This is a genomic window from Nocardioides thalensis, assembly GCF_013410655.1.
Lineage (GTDB): Bacteria > Actinomycetota > Actinomycetes > Propionibacteriales > Nocardioidaceae > Nocardioides > Nocardioides thalensis.
Genome location: NZ_JACCFP010000001.1, coordinates 643,327 through 664,148, shown reverse-complemented (window position 1 = coordinate 664,148; position 20,822 = coordinate 643,327). Strand labels below are relative to the sequence as shown.

General features: G+C 70.5%; 20 protein-coding genes. 9 read left to right on the top strand and 11 right to left on the bottom strand.

Annotation, left to right across the window (positions count from 1 at the left end; translation table 11 throughout):
- Window positions 1–100: 100 nt before the first annotated feature.
- A complete protein-coding gene (locus HNR19_RS23685; RefSeq protein ID WP_218910134.1) occupies window positions 101–454 on the top strand; it encodes an RtcB family protein in 354 nt (117 codons plus the stop codon).
- A 31-nt stretch (window positions 455–485) separates the two neighbouring features.
- On the opposite strand, the gene HNR19_RS03240 is transcribed toward HNR19_RS23685, so the two are convergent.
- The 3 genes from HNR19_RS03240 to HNR19_RS03230 form a co-directional block, all read right to left on the bottom strand.
- A complete protein-coding gene (locus HNR19_RS03240; RefSeq protein WP_179666578.1) occupies window positions 486–3,401 on the bottom strand; it encodes a vitamin B12-dependent ribonucleotide reductase in 2,916 nt (971 codons plus the stop codon).
- A gap of 149 nt (window positions 3,402–3,550) precedes the next feature.
- Window positions 3,551–4,024 carry a transcriptional regulator NrdR gene (gene nrdR, locus HNR19_RS03235; protein WP_179666577.1) on the bottom strand — a complete coding sequence of 158 codons (474 nt, stop codon included), beginning with the start codon at window positions 4,022–4,024 and terminating at the stop codon, window positions 3,551–3,553.
- A 315-nt stretch (window positions 4,025–4,339) separates the two neighbouring features.
- Window positions 4,340–4,939 (bottom strand): TetR/AcrR family transcriptional regulator, encoded by a 600-nt coding sequence (locus HNR19_RS03230; RefSeq protein WP_179666576.1) that lies wholly within the window; start codon window positions 4,937–4,939, stop codon window positions 4,340–4,342.
- Between the two features lie 106 nt (window positions 4,940–5,045).
- Between HNR19_RS03230 and HNR19_RS03225 the strand changes: the two genes are divergently transcribed.
- The 5 genes from HNR19_RS03225 (at window position 5,046) to HNR19_RS03205 (ending at window position 8,503) form a co-directional block, all read left to right on the top strand.
- Complete coding sequence (locus tag HNR19_RS03225) at window positions 5,046–6,038, top strand: hypothetical protein (RefSeq protein ID WP_218910133.1); 993 nt, start codon at window positions 5,046–5,048, stop codon at window positions 6,036–6,038.
- A gap of 139 nt (window positions 6,039–6,177) precedes the next feature.
- Window positions 6,178–6,678, top strand: a complete 501-nt coding sequence (locus tag HNR19_RS03220; protein WP_179666575.1) for a hypothetical protein — start codon at window positions 6,178–6,180, stop codon at window positions 6,676–6,678.
- Window positions 6,679–6,762: 84 nt separating this feature from the next.
- Window positions 6,763–7,089 carry a hypothetical protein gene (locus tag HNR19_RS03215; RefSeq protein ID WP_179666574.1) on the top strand — a complete coding sequence of 109 codons (327 nt, stop codon included), beginning with the start codon at window positions 6,763–6,765 and terminating at the stop codon, window positions 7,087–7,089.
- A gap of 86 nt (window positions 7,090–7,175) precedes the next feature.
- On the top strand, window positions 7,176–7,742 hold the full coding sequence (locus HNR19_RS03210) for a DUF6318 family protein (RefSeq protein WP_179666573.1): 567 nt from the start codon (window positions 7,176–7,178) through the stop codon (window positions 7,740–7,742).
- Window positions 7,727–8,503 (top strand): PKD domain-containing protein, encoded by a 777-nt coding sequence (locus HNR19_RS03205; protein ID WP_179666572.1) that lies wholly within the window; start codon window positions 7,727–7,729, stop codon window positions 8,501–8,503. Before HNR19_RS03210 ends, HNR19_RS03205 begins: the two co-directional genes overlap by 16 nt.
- A 167-nt stretch (window positions 8,504–8,670) precedes the next feature.
- Here the strand turns inward: HNR19_RS03205 and HNR19_RS03200 are convergent, their stop codons facing one another.
- Window positions 8,671–9,033 (bottom strand): LysM peptidoglycan-binding domain-containing protein, encoded by a 363-nt coding sequence (locus tag HNR19_RS03200; RefSeq protein ID WP_179666570.1) that lies wholly within the window; start codon window positions 9,031–9,033, stop codon window positions 8,671–8,673.
- Window positions 9,034–9,344: 311 nt separating this feature from the next.
- On the opposite strand from HNR19_RS03200, the gene lexA reads away from it, so the two are divergent.
- Both lexA and HNR19_RS03190 read left to right on the top strand, forming a co-directional pair.
- Complete coding sequence (gene lexA / locus HNR19_RS03195) at window positions 9,345–10,055, top strand: transcriptional repressor LexA (RefSeq protein ID WP_179666568.1); 711 nt, start codon at window positions 9,345–9,347, stop codon at window positions 10,053–10,055.
- Between the two features lie 55 nt (window positions 10,056–10,110).
- Window positions 10,111–11,700, top strand: a complete 1,590-nt coding sequence (locus HNR19_RS03190; RefSeq protein ID WP_179666566.1) for an MXAN_6640 family putative metalloprotease — start codon at window positions 10,111–10,113, stop codon at window positions 11,698–11,700.
- Window positions 11,701–11,732: 32 nt separating this feature from the next.
- On the opposite strand, the gene HNR19_RS03185 is transcribed toward HNR19_RS03190, so the two are convergent.
- The 7 genes from HNR19_RS03185 to hflX all read right to left on the bottom strand — a co-directional run bounded on the left by HNR19_RS03185 (window position 11,733) and on the right by hflX (window position 20,249).
- Window positions 11,733–13,769 carry an ATP-dependent DNA helicase gene (locus HNR19_RS03185; RefSeq protein WP_179666564.1) on the bottom strand — a complete coding sequence of 679 codons (2,037 nt, stop codon included), beginning with the start codon at window positions 13,767–13,769 and terminating at the stop codon, window positions 11,733–11,735.
- 59 nt (window positions 13,770–13,828) lie between these two features.
- The gene (locus HNR19_RS03180; RefSeq protein WP_179666562.1) at window positions 13,829–14,995 is read right to left on the bottom strand and encodes a calcium-binding protein; all 1,167 of its coding nucleotides are present in this window, start codon (window positions 14,993–14,995) and stop codon (window positions 13,829–13,831) included.
- A 52-nt stretch (window positions 14,996–15,047) separates the two neighbouring features.
- A complete protein-coding gene (locus tag HNR19_RS03175) occupies window positions 15,048–15,719 on the bottom strand; it encodes a GDSL-type esterase/lipase family protein (protein WP_179666560.1) in 672 nt (223 codons plus the stop codon).
- Window positions 15,720–15,798: 79 nt separating this feature from the next.
- Window positions 15,799–17,322 carry a DHA2 family efflux MFS transporter permease subunit gene (locus tag HNR19_RS03170; RefSeq protein ID WP_179666559.1) on the bottom strand — a complete coding sequence of 508 codons (1,524 nt, stop codon included), beginning with the start codon at window positions 17,320–17,322 and terminating at the stop codon, window positions 15,799–15,801.
- Window positions 17,271–17,813, bottom strand: coding sequence for an NADPH-dependent FMN reductase (locus HNR19_RS03165; RefSeq protein ID WP_179666557.1), 543 nt, complete (start codon window positions 17,811–17,813; stop codon window positions 17,271–17,273). The genes HNR19_RS03170 and HNR19_RS03165 overlap by 52 nt, the downstream gene beginning before the upstream one ends.
- A 65-nt stretch (window positions 17,814–17,878) precedes the next feature.
- Complete coding sequence (locus HNR19_RS03160; protein WP_179666555.1) at window positions 17,879–18,655, bottom strand: hypothetical protein; 777 nt, start codon at window positions 18,653–18,655, stop codon at window positions 17,879–17,881.
- Between the two features lie 52 nt (window positions 18,656–18,707).
- Window positions 18,708–20,249: a GTPase HflX gene (hflX, locus tag HNR19_RS03155; protein ID WP_179666553.1), complete on the bottom strand. Its 1,542-nt coding sequence runs from the start codon at window positions 20,247–20,249 to the stop codon at window positions 18,708–18,710.
- Window positions 20,250–20,411: 162 nt separating this feature from the next.
- Between hflX and HNR19_RS03150 the strand changes: the two genes are divergently transcribed.
- Window positions 20,412–20,795 carry a hypothetical protein gene (locus tag HNR19_RS03150; protein WP_218910132.1) on the top strand — a complete coding sequence of 128 codons (384 nt, stop codon included), beginning with the start codon at window positions 20,412–20,414 and terminating at the stop codon, window positions 20,793–20,795.
- Window positions 20,796–20,822: the final 27 nt, after the last annotated feature.

Sequence of the window (20,822 nt, the reverse complement as noted above, 5' to 3'; positions counted from 1 at the left end):
GTTTAGCCGACCTGTTGGTAGGGGGTTCCACGACTCGCAGGTCCGCCAGACGCGATGCCATCGCGCACGATCTGTCCGCGCTCGCCTGGGCGACCCAGCCATGTCGTCCAGATGGAGACCTGACCCGGCCTCAGGCAGCAAACTCGTCCGGTCCGACGAAGAGCCGTTTCGCCTGCGGGCAGGCCCACCAACAGTTGGCCCGGCGGCCCGAAGGTCCGGAGAAGGCAAGGAGCTCGCAGAGCGCCACATCTACGAGGCCAAGGGTCTGGAGCACAACCTCGGCCTGCCCGACCGCGACCTGGCAGTGTTCCTGTCCGGCACCCCGCAGATGGAGGCCTACCTCCGCGACCTCTACTGGGCGCAGGAGTACGCCGCCCGCAACCGCGCGGTGATGGATGGACCCTGCGGTCGTCGTTGCCGCAACACGACAACGGGGAGGATCTCAGTCGCATGATGACTGAGATCCTCCCCGTTGTTTCGCTCTATCAGCTGCAGCCGCTGGTGCTGCCGCAGCCCTCGCAGACATAGCAGCTGCCGGCGGGCCGCATCTTCGTGCCGCAGGTCATGCAGAGCGGGCTGTCGACGGCGTGGCCGGTGATCTGCTCGAGGAGCTCGGCCGACGTGTGGGCGACCTTGGGCTCGACCTTGGGGGCGCCGGCGAGGGGGTCCTCGTCCGCGTCGGAGGTCTCGTGACGGCCGTGAACGGCCTCCTCGACCACCGTGGCAGCCTCGACCACCGGTGCCGATGCGGTGGGCTTCTCGACGAGCTCGGCGGCGGAGCCGGTCTCCTCGATGGGCTCGTAGGAGCCGGTCTCGAGGTGGCGCTGGCGCTCCTCGGCGGAGTAGATGCCGAGCATCGACCGCTCCTCGAAGGACAGATAGTCCAGGGCGAGGCGGCGGAAGATGTAGTCCATGATCGACTGGCTCATCCGCACGTCGGGGTCGTCGGTGAGGCCGGCCGGCTCAAAGCGCAGGTTGGTGAACTTCGAGACGTAGGTCTCGAGCGGCACGCCGTACTGGAGGCCGATCGACACCGCGATCGAGAAGGCGTCCATCACACCGGCCAGGGTCGAGCCCTGCTTACCGAGCTTGAGGAAGATCTCGCCGAGCGAGCCGTCCTCGTGGGCACCCGAGGTCATGTAGCCCTCGGCGCCGCCGACGGTGAACGACGTGGTCAGTGAGCGGCGGGCCTTCGGCAGGCGCTTGCGGGTCGGGGCGTAGACGACCTTCTCCACGACCTTCTCGACGACCTCGGCCGCCTCAGCGTCGGCGGCGTCCTTCTTGGCCTTGCCGCCGCCGTCGGCGAGCGGCTGGCCGACCTTGCAGTTGTCGCGGTAGACGGCGGTCGCCTTGAGGCCGAGCTTCCACGACTGGAGGTAGATGTCCTCGATCTCCTCGACCGTGGCCGTCTCCGGAAGGTTGACCGTCTTCGAGATCGCCCCAGAGAGGAACGGCTGGCAGGCGGCCATCATCTTCACGTGGCCCATCGGCTTGAGGGCCCGCTCACCCATCGCGGTGTCGAAGACCTCGTAGTGCTCGGTCTTCAGGCCGGGGGCGTCGACGACGTGGCCGTGCTCGGCGATGTAGGCGACGATCGCCTCGATCTTCTCCTCGTCGTAGCCGAGCTTCTTGAGCGCCCGTGGGATCGTCTGGTTGACGATCTGCATGGAGCCGCCGCCGACGAGCTTCTTGAACTTCACGAGCGAGAAGTCGGGCTCGATGCCGGTGGTGTCGCAGTCCATCATGAAGCCGATGGTGCCGGTGGGCGCGAGCACGGAGGCCTGCGCGTTACGGAAGCCGTTGACCTTGCCGAGCTCGACGACCTGCGCCCACTCCTTGGTCGCGGCCTTGTGGACCTCGGTGTCGGCGACGTGGAGCGGACGGACGGTGTCATTGGCCGCCTGGTGCTTGCGCATGACCCGGTTGTGGGCCTCCGCGTTGCGGGCGTAGCCGGCGTAGGGGCCGACGATCGCGGCGAGCTCCGCCGAGCGGCGGTACGACGTACCGGTCATCAGCGACGTGATGGTCGCGGCCATGGCGCGGCCGCCGTCGGAGTCGTAGCCCAGGCCCATCGCCATCAGCAGCGCGCCGAGGTTGGCGTAGCCGATGCCGAGCTGGCGGTAGTCGCGGGTGGTCTCGCCGATCGGCTCGGTCGGGAAGTCGGCGAAGCAGATCGAGATGTCCATCGCGGTGATGATCAGCTCGACGGCCTTGGTGAAAAGCTCGGCGTCGAAGGTGTCGTCGTCCTTGAGGAACTTCAGCAGGTTGAGCGACGCCAGGTTGCACGAGGAGTTGTCGAGCGACATGTACTCCGAGCACGGGTTGGACGCCGTGATCCGGCCGGTCTCGGGGTTGGTGTGCCAGTCGTTGATCGTGTCGTCGTACTGAAGACCCGGGTCGGCGCAGGCCCACGCGGCCTCGCTGATCTTGCGGAACAGCGTGCGGGCGTCGACGGTCTCGATGACCTCGCCGGTCTTGCGGGCGCGGAGGCCGAACTCGGTGCCGTCCTCGACCGCGCGCATGAACTCGTCGGTGACGCGCACGGAGTTGTTGGCGTTCTGGTACTGGACCGAGGTGATGTCCTTGCCGCCGAGGTCCATGTCGAAGCCGGCGTCGCGGAGGGCGCGGATCTTGTCCTCCTCGCGCCACTTGGTCTCGACGAACTCCTCGATGTCGGGGTGGTCGACGTCCAGCACGACCATCTTGGCCGCGCGGCGCGTGGCGCCGCCCGACTTGATGGTGCCCGCGGACGCGTCGGCGCCGCGCATGAAGGAGACCGGGCCGCTCGCCGTGCCGCCGGAGGACAGGAGCTCCTTGGAGGAGCGGATGCGGGAGAGGTTGAGGCCGGCGCCGGAGCCGCCCTTGAAGATGAAGCCCTCTTCCTTGTACCAGTTGAGGATCGAGTCCATCGAGTCGTCGACCGAGAGGATGAAGCAGGCGCTGACCTGCTGCGGCGACTGGGTGCCGACGTTGAACCAAACGGGCGAGTTGAACGAGAAGTACTGGTGCGCAAGCAGCCAGGTGAGCTCGTGCTCGAACACCTCCGCGTCGGCGTCGGTGTCGAAGTAGCCGTTGGCGATGCCCGCCTCGACGTACTTGCCGACGACCCGGTCGATCAGCTGCTTGAGACCGGTCTCGCGCTCGGGGGTGCCGACGGCGCCGCGGAAGTACTTCGTCGTCACGATGGTCGACGCGTTGACCGACCAGAAGTCGGGGAACTCCACGCCGCGCTGCTCGAAGACGGTCTCGCCGGTCTTCCAGTTGGTCTGGACGACGTCGCGCCGCTCCCAGGTGAGCTCGTCGTAGGGGTGAACACCCTCGGTGCTGAAGATGCGCTCGATCTTCAGGCCCTTGCCCGCGCTCTTGGCGCCGGCTGCGGTCGGGTTGGCGGTCTCGGTCATCTGGCGTGATCCCCCTGCTGGATGCGGTCGGCGTTGATTTCAGTGTTGCTCGTGGTGCCGACATCGCGTCGGGACCGGCTCCCTGCACACGGGAGCGACGTTTGGGTGCCCGGCAGGCCGCTTCCCCACGACCTGCCGGGCAGTCTGTGTCAGCCCGAGGAGGCTGATGGCTGGAGATCGCGCTCAGCCCGGAGGAGGGCGATCTCGGACTCGAAGTCGTCGGCGGACTCGAAGCCGCGGTAGACGCTCGCGAAACGGAGGTAGGCCACCTCGTCGAGCGCGCGCAGCGGCGCCAGGATCGCCAGGCCCACCTCGTGGGCGGCGATCTCCGGGCTGCCGGCGAGCCGGAGCTGGTCTTCGACGACCTGGCCCAGCCGGGCCAGCGCGTCCTCGTCGACCGGGCGGCCCTTGCAGGCCTTCCGGACGCCGGACACGGCCTTGTCACGGTTGAACGGCTCGGTCGCACCCGAGCGCTTGAGGACGGTCAGCTGCATGAGCTCGACGGTGGTGAACCGCTTCTCGCAGTCGACGCACATCCGGCGACGGCGGATCGAGCAGCCGTCGTCGGCGACGCGCGAGTCGAGGACCTTGGTGTCGTTGTGCTTGCAGTAGGGGCAGTGCATCCCGACGACCCTCCCTCGCGCATGACTGAGTAGACCCTCTGGCGGGCCGACTACTGTGGATATCCAGCAGTCTTCTGTGCACTCTCCGGGGTCCTGCTGTGGACTAGATGTGGAGAACTACACCGTTGTAACTACTAGATGTAGTGGTAACCGTACGCCCCTGCCACCAGGGGTGCAAGTGGTGGGGTCGACGAGTTTTCATCCGGGTCGTACGGCGGCGCGTTTGCGCAGGTCAAGTGGCAGATGGGACTCATGTGACACGGCGTGTCGTACGGCGCCGCGGGCGTGTCGCGCGGGAGGCGGGATGCCCGAGGGTCAGCGCAGGAGGGCCGCGAGGCCGGAGGTGTAGCGCTCGGGCGAGACGTCGCTGCCGAGCACGATCCGGAACAGCATGAAGCCGGGGACCATGGCCATCAGCGTCTCGGCGACCGACTCGACCTCGCCGGCGCCCGCGTCGACGTACCCGGCCTCGATCGCGCGGCCGGCGTACGAGATCCAGGCCTGGCGGATCCGCCCCGCCTCGCCGGACAGCAGCTGCTGGATCTCGGGGTCGCGCCCGGCCTCCGCCCAGGCTTGGACCGAGAGGCGCGGGATCTCGACGCCGAGCTCATCACTCATCTCGAGCAGGCGGCGCAGGACGGTCGTGACCGCCTCGACGGGCGGCACGACGTCGTCCGCTGCCGCGAGCTCGTCGACCGTGTCGGCGATGCCGGACACCGCGGTCTCGGCGATGGCGCGGATCAGGTCCTGCTTGCTGCGGAAGTAGAGGTAGACCGCGCCGGCGGAGAGCCCGGACTCGCGGATCACCGAGCCCATCGTCGTCTTGTGGAACCCCTCGGCCGCGACGCAGCGCAGGGCCGCCCGCAGGATCTGGTCGCGGCGCGCGGCGCGGTGCTCCTCGGTCACCTTCGGCATGGCGGCGAGCCTAACAGAAAAACGAATGACCGTTCTTGACAAGTTAGCGGCGGCGGGAGCACCATCGAGTTATCGCGAACGGTCATTCGTTTTTAAGGAGCTCGCCGTGGCCACCACCGACGTCCACCCCACCTCCCCCGAGTCCGGCACCGCGCACGGCTGGCGCCCCGTCGTCGGCGCCGCGCTCGGCCTCACGACCCTGCTCACGCTCCTTCTCGCCGCCTTCACCTGGCCGCCGAGCGAGCTCGAGCCGCGGTCGCTGCCGCTCGTGATCGCCGCCCCCGCCGAGCAGGCCGGTCAGGTCGAGGGCATGCTCGCCGCGCAGGCCGGGGAGGACGCGTTCGACGTGTCGGTGGTCGGCGACCGCGAGGCGGCCGTCGAGGCGATCGAGGACCGGGAGGCGTACGGCGCGATCGTGGCCGGGCCCGACGGGATGGAGCTCCTGACCTCGTCTGCGGCCAGCCCGACCGTGGCGCAGCTGCTCACCCAGAGCGTCTCCGGGGAGGCACCCGACGGCTCCGCCGCACCTGCGCCCGTCGTCACCGACGTCGTGCCCACGTCCGACGACGACCCGCGCGGGAGCGTCTTCAACGCCGGCGCGCTCCCCCTCGCCATCGGCGGGATCATGGTGGGCGCGGTGACGTCGATGGCGCTGCGCAGCACCCGCGAGCGACTGGTCGCCGTGCTCGGCGTGGGCGTGGCCGGCGGGCTCGCGCTGACCGGCGTGCTCCAGGGCTGGCTGGGCGCGATCGAGGGGAGCTACTGGGCCAACGCGGGCGTCGTCACCCTCGGCATCCTCGCCGTCGCGCTCCCGATCATCGGCCTCCGCCACTTGATCGGCCCCGCGGCCATCGGCGTCGTCGCCGCCCTGATCCTGCTCGTCGGCAATCCCCTGTCCGGCGTCACCTCGGCCCCCGAGCTGCTCCCGCTCGGCTGGCTCGGCCAGCTGCTGCCGCCGGGCGCCACCGGATCGGCGCTTCGCGGCACGGCGTACTTCGACGGCGCGGGCGTCGGGCTCCCGCTGGTGGTGCTCGCCTGCTGGGCGGCACTCGGCCTGGCTCTGGCGCTGGTGCCGCGCCGGGAGCCCGCCGCGGCGTAGGGGGTCGCAGCGGGGTCTCAATCTTTGCCATTCGGCGGGTTTCCGCGCCCTCGGGCAGGGGATCGTCTGGCTCGCTGTATCAGCGCGCTCGGGGCGCACTCCTTGATCAGCAGAATCCCCCTTTTCCGAGGAGCCCCCGATGACCATCAAGCGACCCCTGCGCCTGGCCGTGGCCGGCGCCGTACTGGCCCTTCCGCTCGCGTTCACGGCCTGTGGCGAGATCGCCGAGAACGCTGCCGAGGACGCCCTCCGCGAGGAGGGCATCGACGCGGACCTCGACAACGGCCAGATCGAGATCGACACCACCGACGGCGGCGTCGTCACCGGCAAGCTCCCCAAGGGCTTCCCCAAGTCCGTCCCGGTGATCGACGGCGAGATCCTCGCTGGCACCTACACCAAGAACCCGGACACCTGGAACGCCACGGTGAAGGTCGATGAGCCGGGCGGCGACAAGGAGGCGCCGTACGACTCCGCCGCTGCCGACCTGGTGGACGCCGGGTTCGAGGTCGTGACCGACAAGATGGACAACGGGACGGCGATCGTCGGCGACTACCAAGGCGACGGCTTCCTGGTGAACCTCGCCGTCACCGACTCCGCCGGTCAGGGCATCGTCGTGAACTACCTGGTCACCGTGCCGTAGCCACCACCCAGCCGCTGCGGGACCCGACGCGCCAATCGTCGGGTCCCGCACATTTCTTGCACCCGCATCAGACAGAATGGCGCGGTGAGTGGGAAGCGCGCGGGAGCGAAGCAGAAGACGGGGTTCAAGCCCGTACTGCTCCTGCTTGCGCTCGGCATCACCGCGTGCGTCGTCGCGTGGGGCTACCTGGTGTGGTCCGCGATCGACTTCGGGTCCGCCGCCCGCCAAGACGGCGAGACCGAGGCCTGGTGGTATCTCGGCATCTCCGCCTTCGGCGCCGTCGCCTGCCTCTTCCTGGGGCTGATGCTGATCGTGCGGTTCTCGCGGACCATCGGCTGGACCCACGCGCCGGACCCCAAGCCGAAGAAGATCGTCGGTACGGCGAAGGGCGGCAAGCGCGCCGCTCGCTGATCGGCTCTCCACAGGTCACTTTCTGAGCCTTGGCGGGGGCCGCGCGGTGGGAGTAGTTTCCGAGCATCCTCATCTCGGGAGGTCCCATGACGCGATGGGTCACCGCCGCCCTGCTCTCCGGCGCCCTCGCCCTGACTGCCTGCGAGGCCGAGCCCGCGGAGCCGGCCGAGCCTTCGAGCTCGGCGCCGGCGTCGAGCGAGCCCACCTCGGCCGCTCCGACGACGGAGCCGACCGGGCCGGTGGAGCCGACGTTGCCACCGGAGGCGGAGGCGAACACGAAGGCGGGGGCGGAGGCGTTCGTTCAGTACTGGTGGGAACTGGTCAACTACGCAACGGCGACCGGTGACACGGCCGCTTTGCGCGGAGTGTTCGGGCCCGCGTGTGCGAGCTGTGACGCGGCAACAAGCGCGATCGAGAACGTCTACGCGAACGGGGGACGCATCACCGGTCGCGGGTATCGCATCGAGAGTTCGAAGATCGTTTCCGAACCCGGCGGAGCGTGGGCGATCACGGCGGACCTTTCGGTCGGCAGGCAGGCCGTCCGTGGCGCAGGCGAACTCAACCAGGTTTACCCAGCGGGGACGAAGTCGCACGTGATGTTCGTCGAGTTCGTACGGGAGCGGTGGCAGGTGGCGACGTGGACGCACGATTGATCGTGGCGAGCGCGGCGCTGACGATCCTGTTCTCATCGGCGCCAGCCGCAGCGGATGTCGACGTCGATCCAGGCGACGGCTTTTTCGGACTCGAGGGCGAATCGGAAATGCCGGGCGACCCCGGCGACGCCGACAACGCAGGTGACGATGGCGGCGCGCTACCTGAGGGCGAGTACCACCACGGCCCAATGTGCAACGGCGGGGCCTGCGCACCAGAGTTTGTTTGCCCGGACGGGTCCTACGCCTACCGCGAGTGGATCGAAGCGCCCGACGGCGAAACCCTCTGGGACTACCTCTATTGCCCCGGCGACGTTGTCTTCCAGGGCCCAACGCCGGGCATGATCGCCCAAGCGTTCCGGCGCATCCCGCTGCCGGCCTCCCCCCTGATCATCGAGCCACCCGACGGCCGCACGCTGGTCAACTTCGAGACGAACTTCTACACGGAGAAGGAGCGGCTGTTCCGCAGCGTCACGCTCCTCGGCCAGCGCGTCGACCTGCGGATCGACGTGCACTCCTACACCTGGCACTTCGATGACGGCGAGAAGCTCCGCACCAGCGACCCGGGCGCGCCGTACCCGAAGCTCCAGATCACCCACAACTACCTGCAGGCCGGCGCCTACCGGCCGCGGCTCGACACCACCTACGTCGCCGACTATCGGGTCAACGGAGGCGCCTGGCAGACCGTGCCGGGCTCGGTGACGATCGAGGGCTCGCCCGAGTCGCTCCGGGCCGTCGAGGCGCGGCCGATCCTCACCGGCTGACGGGCTACTCGACCACCCTGGGAAAGTTGCGAGGGGCGGGACCGTGCGCGGTCCCGCCCCTCGTCTTCCCCTGGGCCCCGGGCGAGGGCCCGTCGTCCGCCGGGGTCGAGGTGGCAGACGAAGCAAGTGCCTTGGTTTCGAGGCTCGGCGCTGGGGCGCCTCGCACCTCAACCAGCGGCAGGCAGCGGGACGCGCAGCTCCTGGCCGGCGTAGACCATGCTCGAGTCGAGCGAGTTGAGGTCGCGGATCTCGTCGACCATCGCGCCGACGTTGCCGTCGACGGCGGCGTCGGCCGCGATGTCCCAGAGGGTGTCACCCGGGTCGACCGTGACGACCTCGACCTCGGCGACGCCCTGCTCCTGGGTCGCGGTCGACCCGGCGGCCAGCCACAGGCCGGCGCCGAAGGCGAGCGCGAGCCCGAGCAGGAAGATCGTCAGCCGGCCGCGGCGGGTCAGTCGCACCTGCGAGGCGGGGCGGACCCGGCTGGCGGGGCGGAGCTGAAGCGTCGGGGCGATAGTCGTGGTGCTCATCGGGTGACCTCCGGGGGAAGCGGCCCTGACGGTCAGGACCTCGGATCTGTCGTGCGTTGGTCTGAGTCCACCGACCGGGTCCGACACAATCCGGAGAGCCTGTCGATCAGACGTTCGATCGAACGCATGTACGACGGTAGATCACGTGTTCGAACGAATCAAGGACCTGTTCGAAGATTTGTTCGACGGCGTGTCGGGGTCTCGACACGCCGGCTCGCCAGGGCGAGCCGGCTACTCGACCACCCTGGACCCGACACGCCCGGTTCGAACACGTGTTTGAAGTCGTGCGTGATCCGCGTTACCGTCAGGCCATGGCGAAGAAAGTCAGCGAGCTTCCCGACGGTCCCCCCGACGCGACCGGCCTGACCCCGCGCCAGCAGCGGGTTCTCGCCACGATCAAGGACAGCATCGAGGAGCGGGGATACCCGCCCAGCATGCGTGAGATCGGCTCCGCCGTCGGCCTCACCAGCACCTCGAGCGTCGCCCACCAGCTCCGCGTGCTCGAGGAGAAGGGCTACCTCAAGCGCGACCCCAACCGGCCCCGCGCCCTCGAGGTGTTCCTGCCCGAGATCATGGCCGCGCGCCGCTCGATCTCCGCCGGCGAGGAGTCGTCCGTCGACGAGACCGGCATCGGCGACGTGGCCCCCGCCGCCACCAACGTCCCAGTCGTCGGCCGGATCGCGGCCGGTGGCCCGATCCTCGCCGAGGAGCGCATCGAGGACGTCTTCCCCCTGCCCAAACAGCTCGTCGGCGACGGCCAGCTGTTCCTCCTCGAGGTCAGCGGCGAGTCGATGATCGACGCGGCCATCTGCCACGGCGACTACGTCGTGATCCGCCAGCAGAACACCGCCGAGAACGGCGAGATCGTCGCCGCGATGATCGACGGCGAGGCGACGGTCAAGACGTTCCAGCGCAAGGACGGCCAGGTCTGGCTGCTCCCCCACAACCCGGCGTTCGAGCCGATCGACGGCACCCACGCGACGATCCTCGGGAAGGTCACCGCCGTACTTCGGCGCGTGTGAGCAGCAGGGCGTAGGGTCGGCCGGGTCCTCGGTCCACGACCCGGAAGGCCGCCTGATGCCACGTCGCAGCCACCCGCTGCTCCGCGCTCTCCTGCTCCTGTGCACGCTGGGGCTGATCGTCCCCGCGCTCGCCAGCCCCGGAAGCGCGACGCCCACGCCTGCTGCGACCACCCTTGCGGCGGAGCCGGACCCCGACGCCAACCCCCACCGCGCGCAGCGCGCGATCGAGGCGCTCGAGCGGGTCCAGGACCTGCTCGCCGGGGAAGGCAAGAACGGCGCTCGCTCACTCACCCTTGAGCTCCGCGACCTCGCGCTCCTCCGAGGTCAATTGACAGGCGTGCAGCGGGCGCAGGCGAATCAGCTACTCGCGCGGCCGCTGCGGCCGAGCAAGTCGCAACGCAAGTGCTCGTCCGTCATCTGCGTGCACTGGCAGACGAAGCGGCAGAGCGAGCGGCACGGAGTCAGGAGTCTCAAGTACGTCCGCAACGTTCTACGGACCATGACGGCGGTCCACAAGAAGTACATCGCCGCCGGTTATCGCAGGCCGTTCCGCGATGGACGACGCGGCGGCAATTCAAAGCCCGACGTGTACCTGGGCGACATCGGCGCGAACAACCTGTATGGGTACTGCACGACCGACGATCCTCGTCCGCCGAAGCACGGCGGTACGTGGGGCTTCTGCGTTCTCGACAACGACTACAGCAGTGAGCAGTTTCCGGCCCATACGCCGCTCGAAAATATGAAGGTGACCGCGGCGCACGAGTACTTCCACAACGTCCAGTTCGCTCACGATTACGGCGAGGACGCCTGGTTCATGGAGGCCACCGCGACCTGGGCGGAGGACGAGGTCTACGACCACATCAACGACAACGCCTTCTATCTGCCACACGGCCCGATCTCCAACCCGCTCACGTCGCTCGACACGTTCGCATACGACGGGCTGTTCCATTACGGCACCTGGATCTTCATCCGCTACCTCACCGACCGCTACGGCACCAAGGTCGCGGGCATGGACGACCTGGTGCTGGACATGTGGAACGGCGCGACCGGCAAGGACCGGGCGAAGTACTCCCTCGCCTCCGTCGTGCAGACGCTCCAGGCCAACGGCACCACCCTGGAGGCCGAGTACGCGAAGTTCGCCGCGGGCAACCGCCAGCCGTCGCGGACCTACCCGCAGGAGTACCAAGAGGTCGCGGCCGACCCGGAGAACAAGGACGGCTACCCGCGGACGCCGCTGGTCGACCAGTTCTCGCTCGCGCCGGACGCGACGCAGGGCTTCGGGCGCTCCTACGACCACCTCACCGCGCGCACCGTCCGCTACGTGCCGACAGACGAGACTGGCCCTCTGTCGATGCTCAACCTGACGTTCGACCTCGCCGATACCCCGTCCGGTGGCCACGCGGTCATCGTCACCAAGCCGGTGAGTGGTGCGCAGACGCAGACCCTCGTCACCGCAGACGGAGCGGCCGCGCCGATCCCGTTCGACGTCGCGGCGACCAAATGGGTCGAGGTCACGATCGTCAACGGAAGCAGTCGGTTCGACTGTTGGAACGGTTCGAACTACCCCATGCCGGACTACAGCTGCATGGGCGATTCGCGCGACGACGGCGTTATGCAGAAGGTGAGCGCGGCGGTCACGCCGTAGGTCTCGGCACGCCCGGGCCCGACCGGCCCGGGCTACCCGACCTTGCCCGCTAGCCGCTTGAGCGCCTGGCGGACCACCTGCGGGTCGGTGGTGGACCACATCGGCGGCAGGCTCGCCTTGAGGAACGATCCGTAGCGCGCGGTGACCAGCCGCGGATCGAGTACGGCGACCACGCCGCGGTCGGTGTGCGTACGGATCAGGCGGCCGGCCCCCTGCGCCAGGAGCAGCGCGGCATGGGTGGCGGCGACCTGCATGAAGCCGTTGCCGCCCGCCTGGTCGGCCGCGCGCTGCCGGGCGCTCATCAGCGGGTCGTCGGGACGCGGGAACGGGATCCGGTCGATGAGCACCAGCTGGCAGGTGTCGCCCGGGACGTCGAGGCCCTGCCACAGGCCGAGGGTGCCGAACAGGCAGGTGTGCGGGTCGGCGACGAACTGCCGCGCGAGCTCGGGCAGCTGCGCGTCGCCCTGAGCGAGCGTCGTCAGGTGCGGCAGCCGAGCGCGCACCTCCTCCGCGGCGGCCTCGGCGGCCCGCCGGCTGCTGAACAACCCGAGGGTGCGGCCCTCCGCGGCGTCGACCAGCTCCACGATCTCGTCGAGCTGGGCCTTGCCCAGGCCGTCGCGGCCGGGCTGCGGCAGGTGGCGGGCGACGTACAGGATCGCCTGCTTGCCGTAGTCGAACGGGCTGCCCACGTCGAGGCCGATCCAGGGCTCGGCGTCGGCGCCGTTCTCTGCCGACTCGGACCCCGAACTGTGCCCGTTCGCGCCCCGAAGTGTGCCGGTTCGGCGTTCACTCGGCTTGAGGCCGACGGAGGTGGCGATCACGTTGAAGTCGCCGCCGAGCATGAGAGTGGCCGAGGTCATCACCACGGTCTTGTCGGCGAGCAGCTTGTCGCGCATCTGGCCCCACACCTGGAGCGGAGCGATGCACAGGTGGGGTGGGAGGCGCTCGGTGCCCTCGGTGAGCCACATGACGTCCGTGTCGGCGTTGGCCGCCATCCGCTCGGCGGTGGCGAAGACCTCCTGCACCATGCCCTTGGCCTGGGTCAGGCCGGCGTCGGGCGATCCGGAGTCGCCGCCGTCGCCCTTCGGGAACGCCGAGACGCAGGCACGGGCGGCGTCGCGCACCAGCACCAGCGCGTCAGCGAGCTCCTCGGGGACGCTGAGCAGCCGACCCGACGAGGTTTCGCCGATGGCCGCGCGCAGCGCGTCGCCGGCGTCGGCCAGGTCGTCGGCCTCCTTGCCGTCGACGTGGCGCGCGGCGCGCCGGGCGGCGCGGTCGACCTCCGAGGCCCAGAGCTCGTCGGTCGCGGCCTGGGTGACCCGGGCGGTGAGCTCGTGCGCCTCGTCGATGACCACCGCGTCGTACTCCGGGATCATCGGGATCCCCTCGATCGCGTCGATCGCGAGCAGCGAGTGGTTGGTGACGATGAGGTGGGACTTCTGGGCCTTCTCGCGCGCCCGCTCGGCGAAGCACTCGTCGCCGTAGGGACACTTCGCCGCGCCCAGGCACTCGCGCGCGGAGACGCTGACCTGGCGCCACTCCTTCTCGGTATGGCGAGGGGCGGCGTCCTTCTCCCCCGCACCGTCGACGTCGAGCTGGCCCTCGGCCCACTCGCGCAGCTCGAGCACCTTCTTGCCCATCGAGCCCATCGCCTGCTCGGCCTGGATCAGCTCGCCCTGGTCGTCGGGCGCTCCCTCGCGGATCCGGTGCAGGCAGGCGTAGTTGGAGCGGCCCTTGAGGACGGCGTACGACGCGTCGACGCCCGGCGTGGAGCCGACGGCGTTGACCAGCCGCGGGATGTCGCGCTCGACCAGCTGGTGCTGGAGGGCGAGCGTGGCCGTGGCGACGACGACCCGGCGGTCGTGGAGCAGCGCGGGCACGAGGTAGCCGAGCGACTTGCCGGTGCCGGTGCCGGCCTGGACGAGCAGATGCTGGTGGCCGGCGAACGCCGACGCGACGGCCTCGGCCATCTGCACCTGACCGGCCCGCTCCTGACCGCCGAGCGCTCCGACCGCGGTCGCGAGCAGCTCCCGGACCGGGCTGGACTCAGGGGCGTCGGGCTCGGGCACCCGAGAACCCTAGCCGCGGGCCACGACAGTCGCGTGACCCCTCCACAGGGCCGCGGTGGTCAGCGCTCGCAGGCCTGGAGGACGTCCTTGCCCTTGCCCCCGCGGCAGGTGTCGCGGCCGCGCTCACCGATGAGCAGGTCGTCGCCGGCGCGGCCGGCGAGGCTGTCGTTGCCGGCCATCCCGATGAGCACGTCGTCTAGGCCCGATCCCAGCAGCACGTCGCGGTAGATCGACCCGTAGAGCTGCTCCGCGCCCGAGATCGTGTCAGTGCCTGCGCCGATGGTGTCCTGCGGACCCGTGAGCCGCAGGTCGACGACGACGCCGCCCTCGGCGTCGAGGTAGAACAGCGCGTCATCGCCGAGTCCGGCGTGGATGGTGTCATCGCCGAGGCCGCCGTAGAGGACGTCGTCGCTGCTCCCCGCGCCGACGGTGTCGTCACCGGGCCCTCCCTCGACATGGTTGCGGCCCCGGGCGCCCCAGACGTAGTCGTTGCCCGAGCCGCCGAACACCGCGTCGTTGTTGCGGCGGCCGTCGACGCGGTCGTTGCCGGGGCCGCCGTTGATCATGTCGTTGGCGAAGCCGCCGTCGACCCGGTCGTCGCCGCCGAGGCCGTGGACCTCGTCGGCGCCATCTCCGGCCTCGACGTCGTTGGCGTCGTCGCTGCCGTGGATCACGTCGTTGAAGCGGGTGGCCTGCACGTCCTCGACGCCGGCGAGCGTGTCGGTGCCGACGTTGCCGCCGTTGGCCTGCGGGGTGGCCAGCGCGAGGTCGAGGGTGATCCCCACGTTCGCGCCGCCGTACCGCACGATGTCGACGTCCGCGCCACCGTCCAGCCGGTCGTTGCCGACCCCGCCCGTCAGGTCGTCCTCGCCGGTGTCGCCATAGATCTCGTCGTGGGCGTTGCCGCCGTCAATGGTGTCGTTGCCCTCGCCGGCCCGGACCTCGTCGTTGCCGGGGCCCGGCAGGAGCACGTCGTCGCCGCCCTCACCGCAGATCAGGTCGTTGCCGCTGCCGGCCTCGACCTCGTCGGCACCGGGGGTGCCGAGGATGACGTCGGCGTCGGGCCGGTTCGGGTTCGGGTGCGTCGGCTGGTTGAGGTCGATGGTGACCTCCTCGCCGTCGCACAGCGGCACACCGGCGTAGGCCGGCGGCGCGGACAGGGTGAGGGAGGCGAGACCGAGAGCCAGGCTGCTCACGAGGACGGGGAGGGAGCGCTGGGAGAGCATCTCCCCATCCTCGCCCCCGCGACCCGCGGTGTCACCGGTTCGACCAGACCGGTCAGTCCGTCAGGCCGGCCACCGCGCCGGCGACGACGTCGCCGAACATCCGGTGTCCCTCGGCCGTGAGGTGCAGCCGGTCGGGCAGGTAGGGCAGCTCGAGGTCGCGCATCGGGAGGTAGGCCGTGCCGTGCTCCTCGGCGAGGCGGGCGAGCACCGCGTCCACGTTCGGTACGGCGTCCGCGCGCTCGGGTGCGTTCGGCGGGCCGACGACCAGCACGCTGCGGTCGCCGACCTCCTTCATGAGCCGGTCGAAGCCGCTCTCGAGCTCGGCGACCGGCTGGTCGAAGTCGTTGAGCCCGCCCTGGACGACCACGAGCCCGGTGTCGTCGCGGACGGCGGTCTGGGCGCGGGTCGCGAAGTCGGCGCCCGGGCAGCCGCTCGCGGCGTACGAGAACCCGGAGCCGGAGAACCCGTCGACGCGCACCCGGCCGGGCAGCCGGGTCGGCCAGCTCTCGGCGGGCTTCACGCCCAGTCCCACCGAGTAGGAGTCGCCGATGACCAGGGTCTCCGGGCCCGATCCCGTCACCAGTTCCCTCCGCTCGTCGGCCGCAGCAGCGCGCTCCCGGCACCCGTCGCCGCCCGCGCCGGCGCGGCCGGACACCAACAGGAGCACCGACGCCACCACGGCGGCCAGCACCGCCATCGCGACCAGTTTGCCCCGGACTCTCACGCGCTGATGGTGCAGGGCGAGGGTGACCCCTGTCCGAGGAACGGCCGAACTGTTGCCGAAGTCGCAGCCGAGGCCCGAGTCACCGACGGCGCAGGAACACCACCGCCACCACGAACGACGTCACCATCATCCCGATCGGCAGGAGGAAGGCCACCTGGATGGCGTCCGCGACGGCCGGGGCCGCCGCCAGGCGCTCCGCCGCCGGCAGCGTCTGGAGGGCGCCGAGCTCGCCCTCCGTCGCCAGACCCGGCAGGCGGCTGGCGAGCGCGCCGGCGAGGACGACGGCGACGGCGGCGGTCGTGACCGACGTGGCCAGCTGGTTGAGGACGTTGATCATGGTGCTGCCCGACGGGATGTCGGGGTCGGCCAGGTGCCGGGTCGCCGTCGTGATCGTGGGCAGCATGCTGGCGCCCGCTCCGCCGGCGCCGAGCATCAGCGCCGGCACCAGCTGCCAGTACGACGCGCCGGCGGACAGCTGCACGGCGAACGCGACGTACCCGGCCACGGCGAGGGCGATCCCGGTGCCGATGACCCGCAGCGGTGGGAGCCGGTCGACGAGGCGTCCGGACACCTGGATCGTGATCCCGGCGACGACGGCCTGCGGCATCATCAGGAGGCCCGCGGCCGTGGCGCTCTCGCCGCGGGCCACTTGGTAGTAGAGCGGCACCAGGAGCAGCGTCGAGAAGTAGCCGCCGGCGAACAGCAGCAGGACGAGCGCTCCCCCGCCGGTCAGCCGCTGGCCGAGGAGCCGCACCCGCAGCAGGGGGTGCGGCACCCGCAGGGCGTGGGCGGCGAACAGCGCGAGGAGGAGCAGGCCGGCGAGCAGCGCCGCGAGCACCGGCGGACGGAGCGGGTCGCCCTCGGCCAACGACGTGCCGAGCACCAGCAGGACCATCGCGGGCGGGAGCAGGAGGAGGCCGCGCCGGTCGAGGCCGGCCGTGGTGTCGACCGCGGTCCGCGGGAGGTTCCGTGCGGCCAGGGCGAGCGCGAGCAGCCCAATCGGCAGGTTGACCAGGAAGATCCACCGCCAGGACAGTGCATCCATCAGCCAGCCGCCGAGCGGCGGGCCGAAGACCGGTCCCACGAGGATCGGCAGACCCAGCAGCGACATCACCCTGCCACGGTCGTCGGGGGCAGCCGTCCGGAGCGCCAGCGTCATCGCCGCCGGCATGACGAACCCGCCGCCCATGCCCTGGAGCACGCGGAACGCGATCATGCTGCCCGCGTCCCAGGAGAAGGCCACCAGGACGGAGGCGAAGGTGAAGAGGCCCACGGCTGTGAGGAAGACGGCGCGAGCGCCGTACCTCCCGATCGCCCAGGCAGCCGACGGGATCACCGCCGCGAGCGCGAGCGTGTATCCGGTGGTGACCCATTGGATCACCGGCAGCGGGGCACCCGTTTCCTGCGAGAGCCGGGCGAGTGCAACGGCGACGACGGTGACGTCGAGGGGGATCATCACCGTGCCGGCGATGACGGTCAGCGCGACGACGGTCGCGGCGCGGCGCGGGGCTTCGGCGCCGGCGGTCGGCGCCGGCGTGGTCAGGCCGGCCATCAGGCGGCGTACGGCGAGCGCGTCCGGGCCTCGGCGAGCGCTGCGGCCCACCAGGCGAGGCGGTCGACGAGGATCTTGGCCGCGGCCTCGGCGGAGGCGGGAGGAGCGAGCCGGCCTTCGCCGTCGAGGTGCTCCCAGATCATCGGCAGGCTGACCGTGTCGCGGAGCGTCGCGGCGTGCAGCTCCGCGAACACCCCACGCAGGTGCTCGATGGCGCGGAGGCCGCCGGAGAAGGCGCCGTACGACACGAACGTCACCGGCTTCGCGTGCCAGACGGCGCCGTGCGCGTCGATCAGCTCCTTGAGCGGCGCGGGAAAGCTGTGGTTGTACTCGGGCGTGACGACGACGTACCCGTCGGCGCGATCGAGCCGGGAGCCGTGCTCGGCGGGATCCGCGGACGCTGCCGGGTCGATCAGGTCGACCACGAGGTCGCCGTGCTGTTCCAGGTGCGGGGTGATCCAGTCGGCGACCGCCGGGCCGAGCCGGCCGGGCCTGGTGGAGCCGAGGATCACCGCGATCGTGAGAGGCTTCGTAGTGGTCATGCCCCTAGCGTTCAAGTTAAACCAAACTTGAAGTCAAGCCCGATCTTCGAATGTGACGGAAACGCCTATTCGCAGGCGGTACGCCGGTCGCGGCCCTGCCCGCCACGGCAGTCATCGGTGCCGTCGCCGCCGTACAGCCGGTCGTTGCCCATCAGCCCCAGCAACCCGTCGTCACCGGTGCCGCCCCAGATCGCGTCGTCACCCTCGTTGCCGGTCAAGCCGTCGTCGCCACCCCGGCCGTCGAGCAGGTCCGCACCGCGGCCACCGTGGAGCTGGTTCTCGGCCGTGTTGCCACGCAGCACGTCGTCGAACGGCGAGCCGAGCACCACCTTGACGTCCTCGATCGTGTCCATTCCCTGCCCCGTGTCCTGCGGTCGAGCGATCGCGAGGTCGACGGTCACGCGCGCCGTAGCGGTGTCGAACGCCACCAGGTCCGCCCGGTCTCCGCCGTCGACGACGTCGTCGCCCGGCCCGGGCCGGAGCTCGTCACTGGCGATCGAGCCGTCCAGGAGGTCGTCACCGCGTCCACCGACGAGGTCGTCGGCGCCGGCCATCCCGAAGATCCGGTCGTGGCCGGCCTCACCCGCGACGTCGTCGCGGTCGTCGCCGGCGCAGATGACGTCCTCACCACCACCGGCGCGGATGTCGTCCTCCCCCGGCGTGCCGAGGATGACGTCGGACTCCGGGCGATCGGGGTCCTCGTGGCCGGGGTCGTTGAGGTCGATGGTCACGGCCTGGCCGTCGCACTCGAGCTGCTGGGCGTGGACGGCAGGGGGCGTCGCGACGGCAGTCGCGCAGGCGAGGGCCAGCGCGGCGCCGTACCGGAGGAGAGAGGTGGTCACGTCTGGTGGACGCACGACCGGACCCGAGGTTGCGCCGGAGGTTTCGAGCCGGCTACACGGAGTACGACGCCAGCTCGCCCGCGAGCGCCTCGGTGGCGCGGCCGACGATCCGGGTGCCGTCGGCGGTGTGCTCGAGCTTGTCGATCTCACCGTCGCGGTGGATCCGGTCGACGAGGTCGCCGCGGGCGTAGGGCACCAGCGCGTCGAACTCGAACGACGGCCGCGGGAGGTCGGCCTCGATGGCGGCGATCGCGTCGGCGATGCCCTCGCCGGTGCGGGCGGACACCGCGACCGAGTGGGGCTCGCGCTGCTTGAGCCGGGCGACGACCATCGGGTCGGCGACGTCGGTCTTGTTGATCACGACGAGCTCGGGGACCTGGCCCGCGCCGATCTCGGCGAGCACCTCGCGCACCGCGGACAGCTGGCCCTCGGGGTCGGGGTGCGAGCCGTCGACGACGTGGACGATCAGGTCGGCGTCGCCGACCTCCTCCAGCGTCGACCGGAACGCCTCGACCAGCTGGTGCGGCAGGTGGCGCACGAAGCCGACCGTGTCGGACATCGTGTAGACGCGGCCGTCCTTGGTCTGGGTGCGGCGGGTGGTCGGGTCGAGCGTCGCGAACAGCGCGTCCTCGACGAGCACGCCCGCGCCGGTGAGCCGGTTGAGCAGGCTGGACTTGCCGGCGTTGGTGTAGCCGGCGATCGCCACCGACGGCACCTCGTTGCGGCGGCGCTCCTGGCGCATCGTGGCGCGGGTGCCGCGGGTCGCCTTCAGCTCGCGGCGGAGCTTGGCGATGCGGTCGTTGATGCGGCGACGGTCGGTCTCGATCTTGGTCTCACCGGGACCGCGGCCACCGATACCGGCGCCGCCGGCGACCCGGCCACCGACCTGGCGGGAGAGGTTGCCACCCCAGCCGCGCAGGCGCTGCTTCATGTAGTTGAGCTGCGCGAGCTCGACCTGCGCCTTGCCCTCCTTGGACTTCGCGTGCTGGGCGAAGATGTCGAGGATCAGCGCCGTGCGGTCGACGACCTTGACCTTGACCTTGTCCTCGAGGTTCCTCAGCTGGCTCGGCGCAAGCTCGCCGTCGCAGATGACGGTGTCGGCGCCGGTGGCCTGCACGATCTCGCGGATCGCGTCGACCTTGCCGCGGCCGACGTACGTCGCCGGGTCGGGCGACTGCCGGCGCTGGTAGACCGCCTCGAGCACCTCGGAGCCGGCGGTCTCGGCGAGCAGCGCGAGCTCGGCCATGGAGTTCTCGGCGTCGGTGACCGTGCCCTCGGTCCATACGCCCACGAGGACAACGCGCTCGAGCCGGAGCTGGCGGTACTCGACCTCGGTGATGTCCTCGAGCTCGGTGCGCAGCCCGGCGACGCGGCGGAGCTGGTGGCGCTCGGCGAGGTCGAGCGACCCGGTGGTCTCCTCGGGGTCGTCGCCGTCGGGGCTCAGGTAGCCGGACTCCCAGTCGTCGGAGTCCGCATCGTCGAGATCGGTGTCGACGTCGTCGATCTGGTCGAGGTCGTCACCGTCCTCGAGATCCCAGGCCGCGGTTCGGGCCAGCTCGGCCTCAAGGGAGAAGTCTTCTGCGTGGTTCGTCATATACCGATCAAGCGTAGGTCTGTGTTGTCACTAGTGCGAACGGGTTTCGCGGCCGGGATGTTCCTCCGGAGGTTTCGAGGCTCCTCGCTGCGCTCGTCGCACCTCAACCACCGGAGGGCCGCACTAGTTGCGTGTCCGCAGTTTCTGCGTATTCTCGATCGCATGGACCAGGACAGTGCCAAGCTCGCCGCCGTACGACGGGCGCTCGACGAGGCGGCGGAGAAGGATTCCGTCGGGGCCCTCCCCTACCTTCGGGAGGCGGCCGACCGGCTCGCCGATCTCATCGACGAGGCGATGGCGGCCGCCGTGCTCACCGAGGGCGCGTCGCTGCGGGCAGCCGGCGCGCAGGCCGGGCTGACGGAGAACGCCGTCGGGCCGCGCCTCGCCCGCACCCCCGCGCTGGCGGCGTACGCCGACGAGCGCGGCCGGGTCACGGCAGCCGGCGTCGAGCGGGCGAAGTACGACCTGGAGCAGGGACAGCCGCGGCAACCGGCCGCGGCCCCCGCACCGATGCGGTTCCGACCGCGTCGGCCCTCGTCATCGTGACGAGGGGTTGAGCAGGGGACGGACCGG

Bases quoted from the DNA above. Each gene is read 5' to 3' on its own strand.
- HNR19_RS03200 (WP_179666570.1), bottom strand. From the start codon at position 9,033: ATGAGCACCACGACTATCGCCCCGACGCTTCAGCTCCGCCCCGCCAGC.
- nrdR (WP_179666577.1), bottom strand. From the start codon at position 4,024: ATGCACTGCCCCTACTGCAAGCACAACGACACCAAGGTCCTCGACTCG.
- HNR19_RS03165 (WP_179666557.1), bottom strand. From the start codon at position 17,813: ATGACCACTACGAAGCCTCTCACGATCGCGGTGATCCTCGGCTCCACC.
- HNR19_RS03210 (WP_179666573.1), top strand. From the start codon at position 7,176: ATGACGCGATGGGTCACCGCCGCCCTGCTCTCCGGCGCCCTCGCCCTG.
- HNR19_RS03240 (WP_179666578.1), bottom strand. From the start codon at position 3,401: ATGACCGAGACCGCCAACCCGACCGCAGCCGGCGCCAAGAGCGCGGGC.
- HNR19_RS03150 (WP_218910132.1), top strand. From the start codon at position 20,412: ATGGACCAGGACAGTGCCAAGCTCGCCGCCGTACGACGGGCGCTCGAC.
- HNR19_RS23685 (WP_218910134.1), top strand. From the start codon at position 101: ATGTCGTCCAGATGGAGACCTGACCCGGCCTCAGGCAGCAAACTCGTC.
- hflX (WP_179666553.1), bottom strand. From the start codon at position 20,249: ATGACGAACCACGCAGAAGACTTCTCCCTTGAGGCCGAGCTGGCCCGA.
- lexA (WP_179666568.1), top strand. From the start codon at position 9,345: ATGGCGAAGAAAGTCAGCGAGCTTCCCGACGGTCCCCCCGACGCGACC.
- HNR19_RS03220 (WP_179666575.1), top strand. From the start codon at position 6,178: ATGACCATCAAGCGACCCCTGCGCCTGGCCGTGGCCGGCGCCGTACTG.
- HNR19_RS03190 (WP_179666566.1), top strand. From the start codon at position 10,111: ATGCCACGTCGCAGCCACCCGCTGCTCCGCGCTCTCCTGCTCCTGTGC.
- HNR19_RS03180 (WP_179666562.1), bottom strand. From the start codon at position 14,995: ATGCTCTCCCAGCGCTCCCTCCCCGTCCTCGTGAGCAGCCTGGCTCTC.
- HNR19_RS03230 (WP_179666576.1), bottom strand. From the start codon at position 4,939: ATGCCGAAGGTGACCGAGGAGCACCGCGCCGCGCGCCGCGACCAGATC.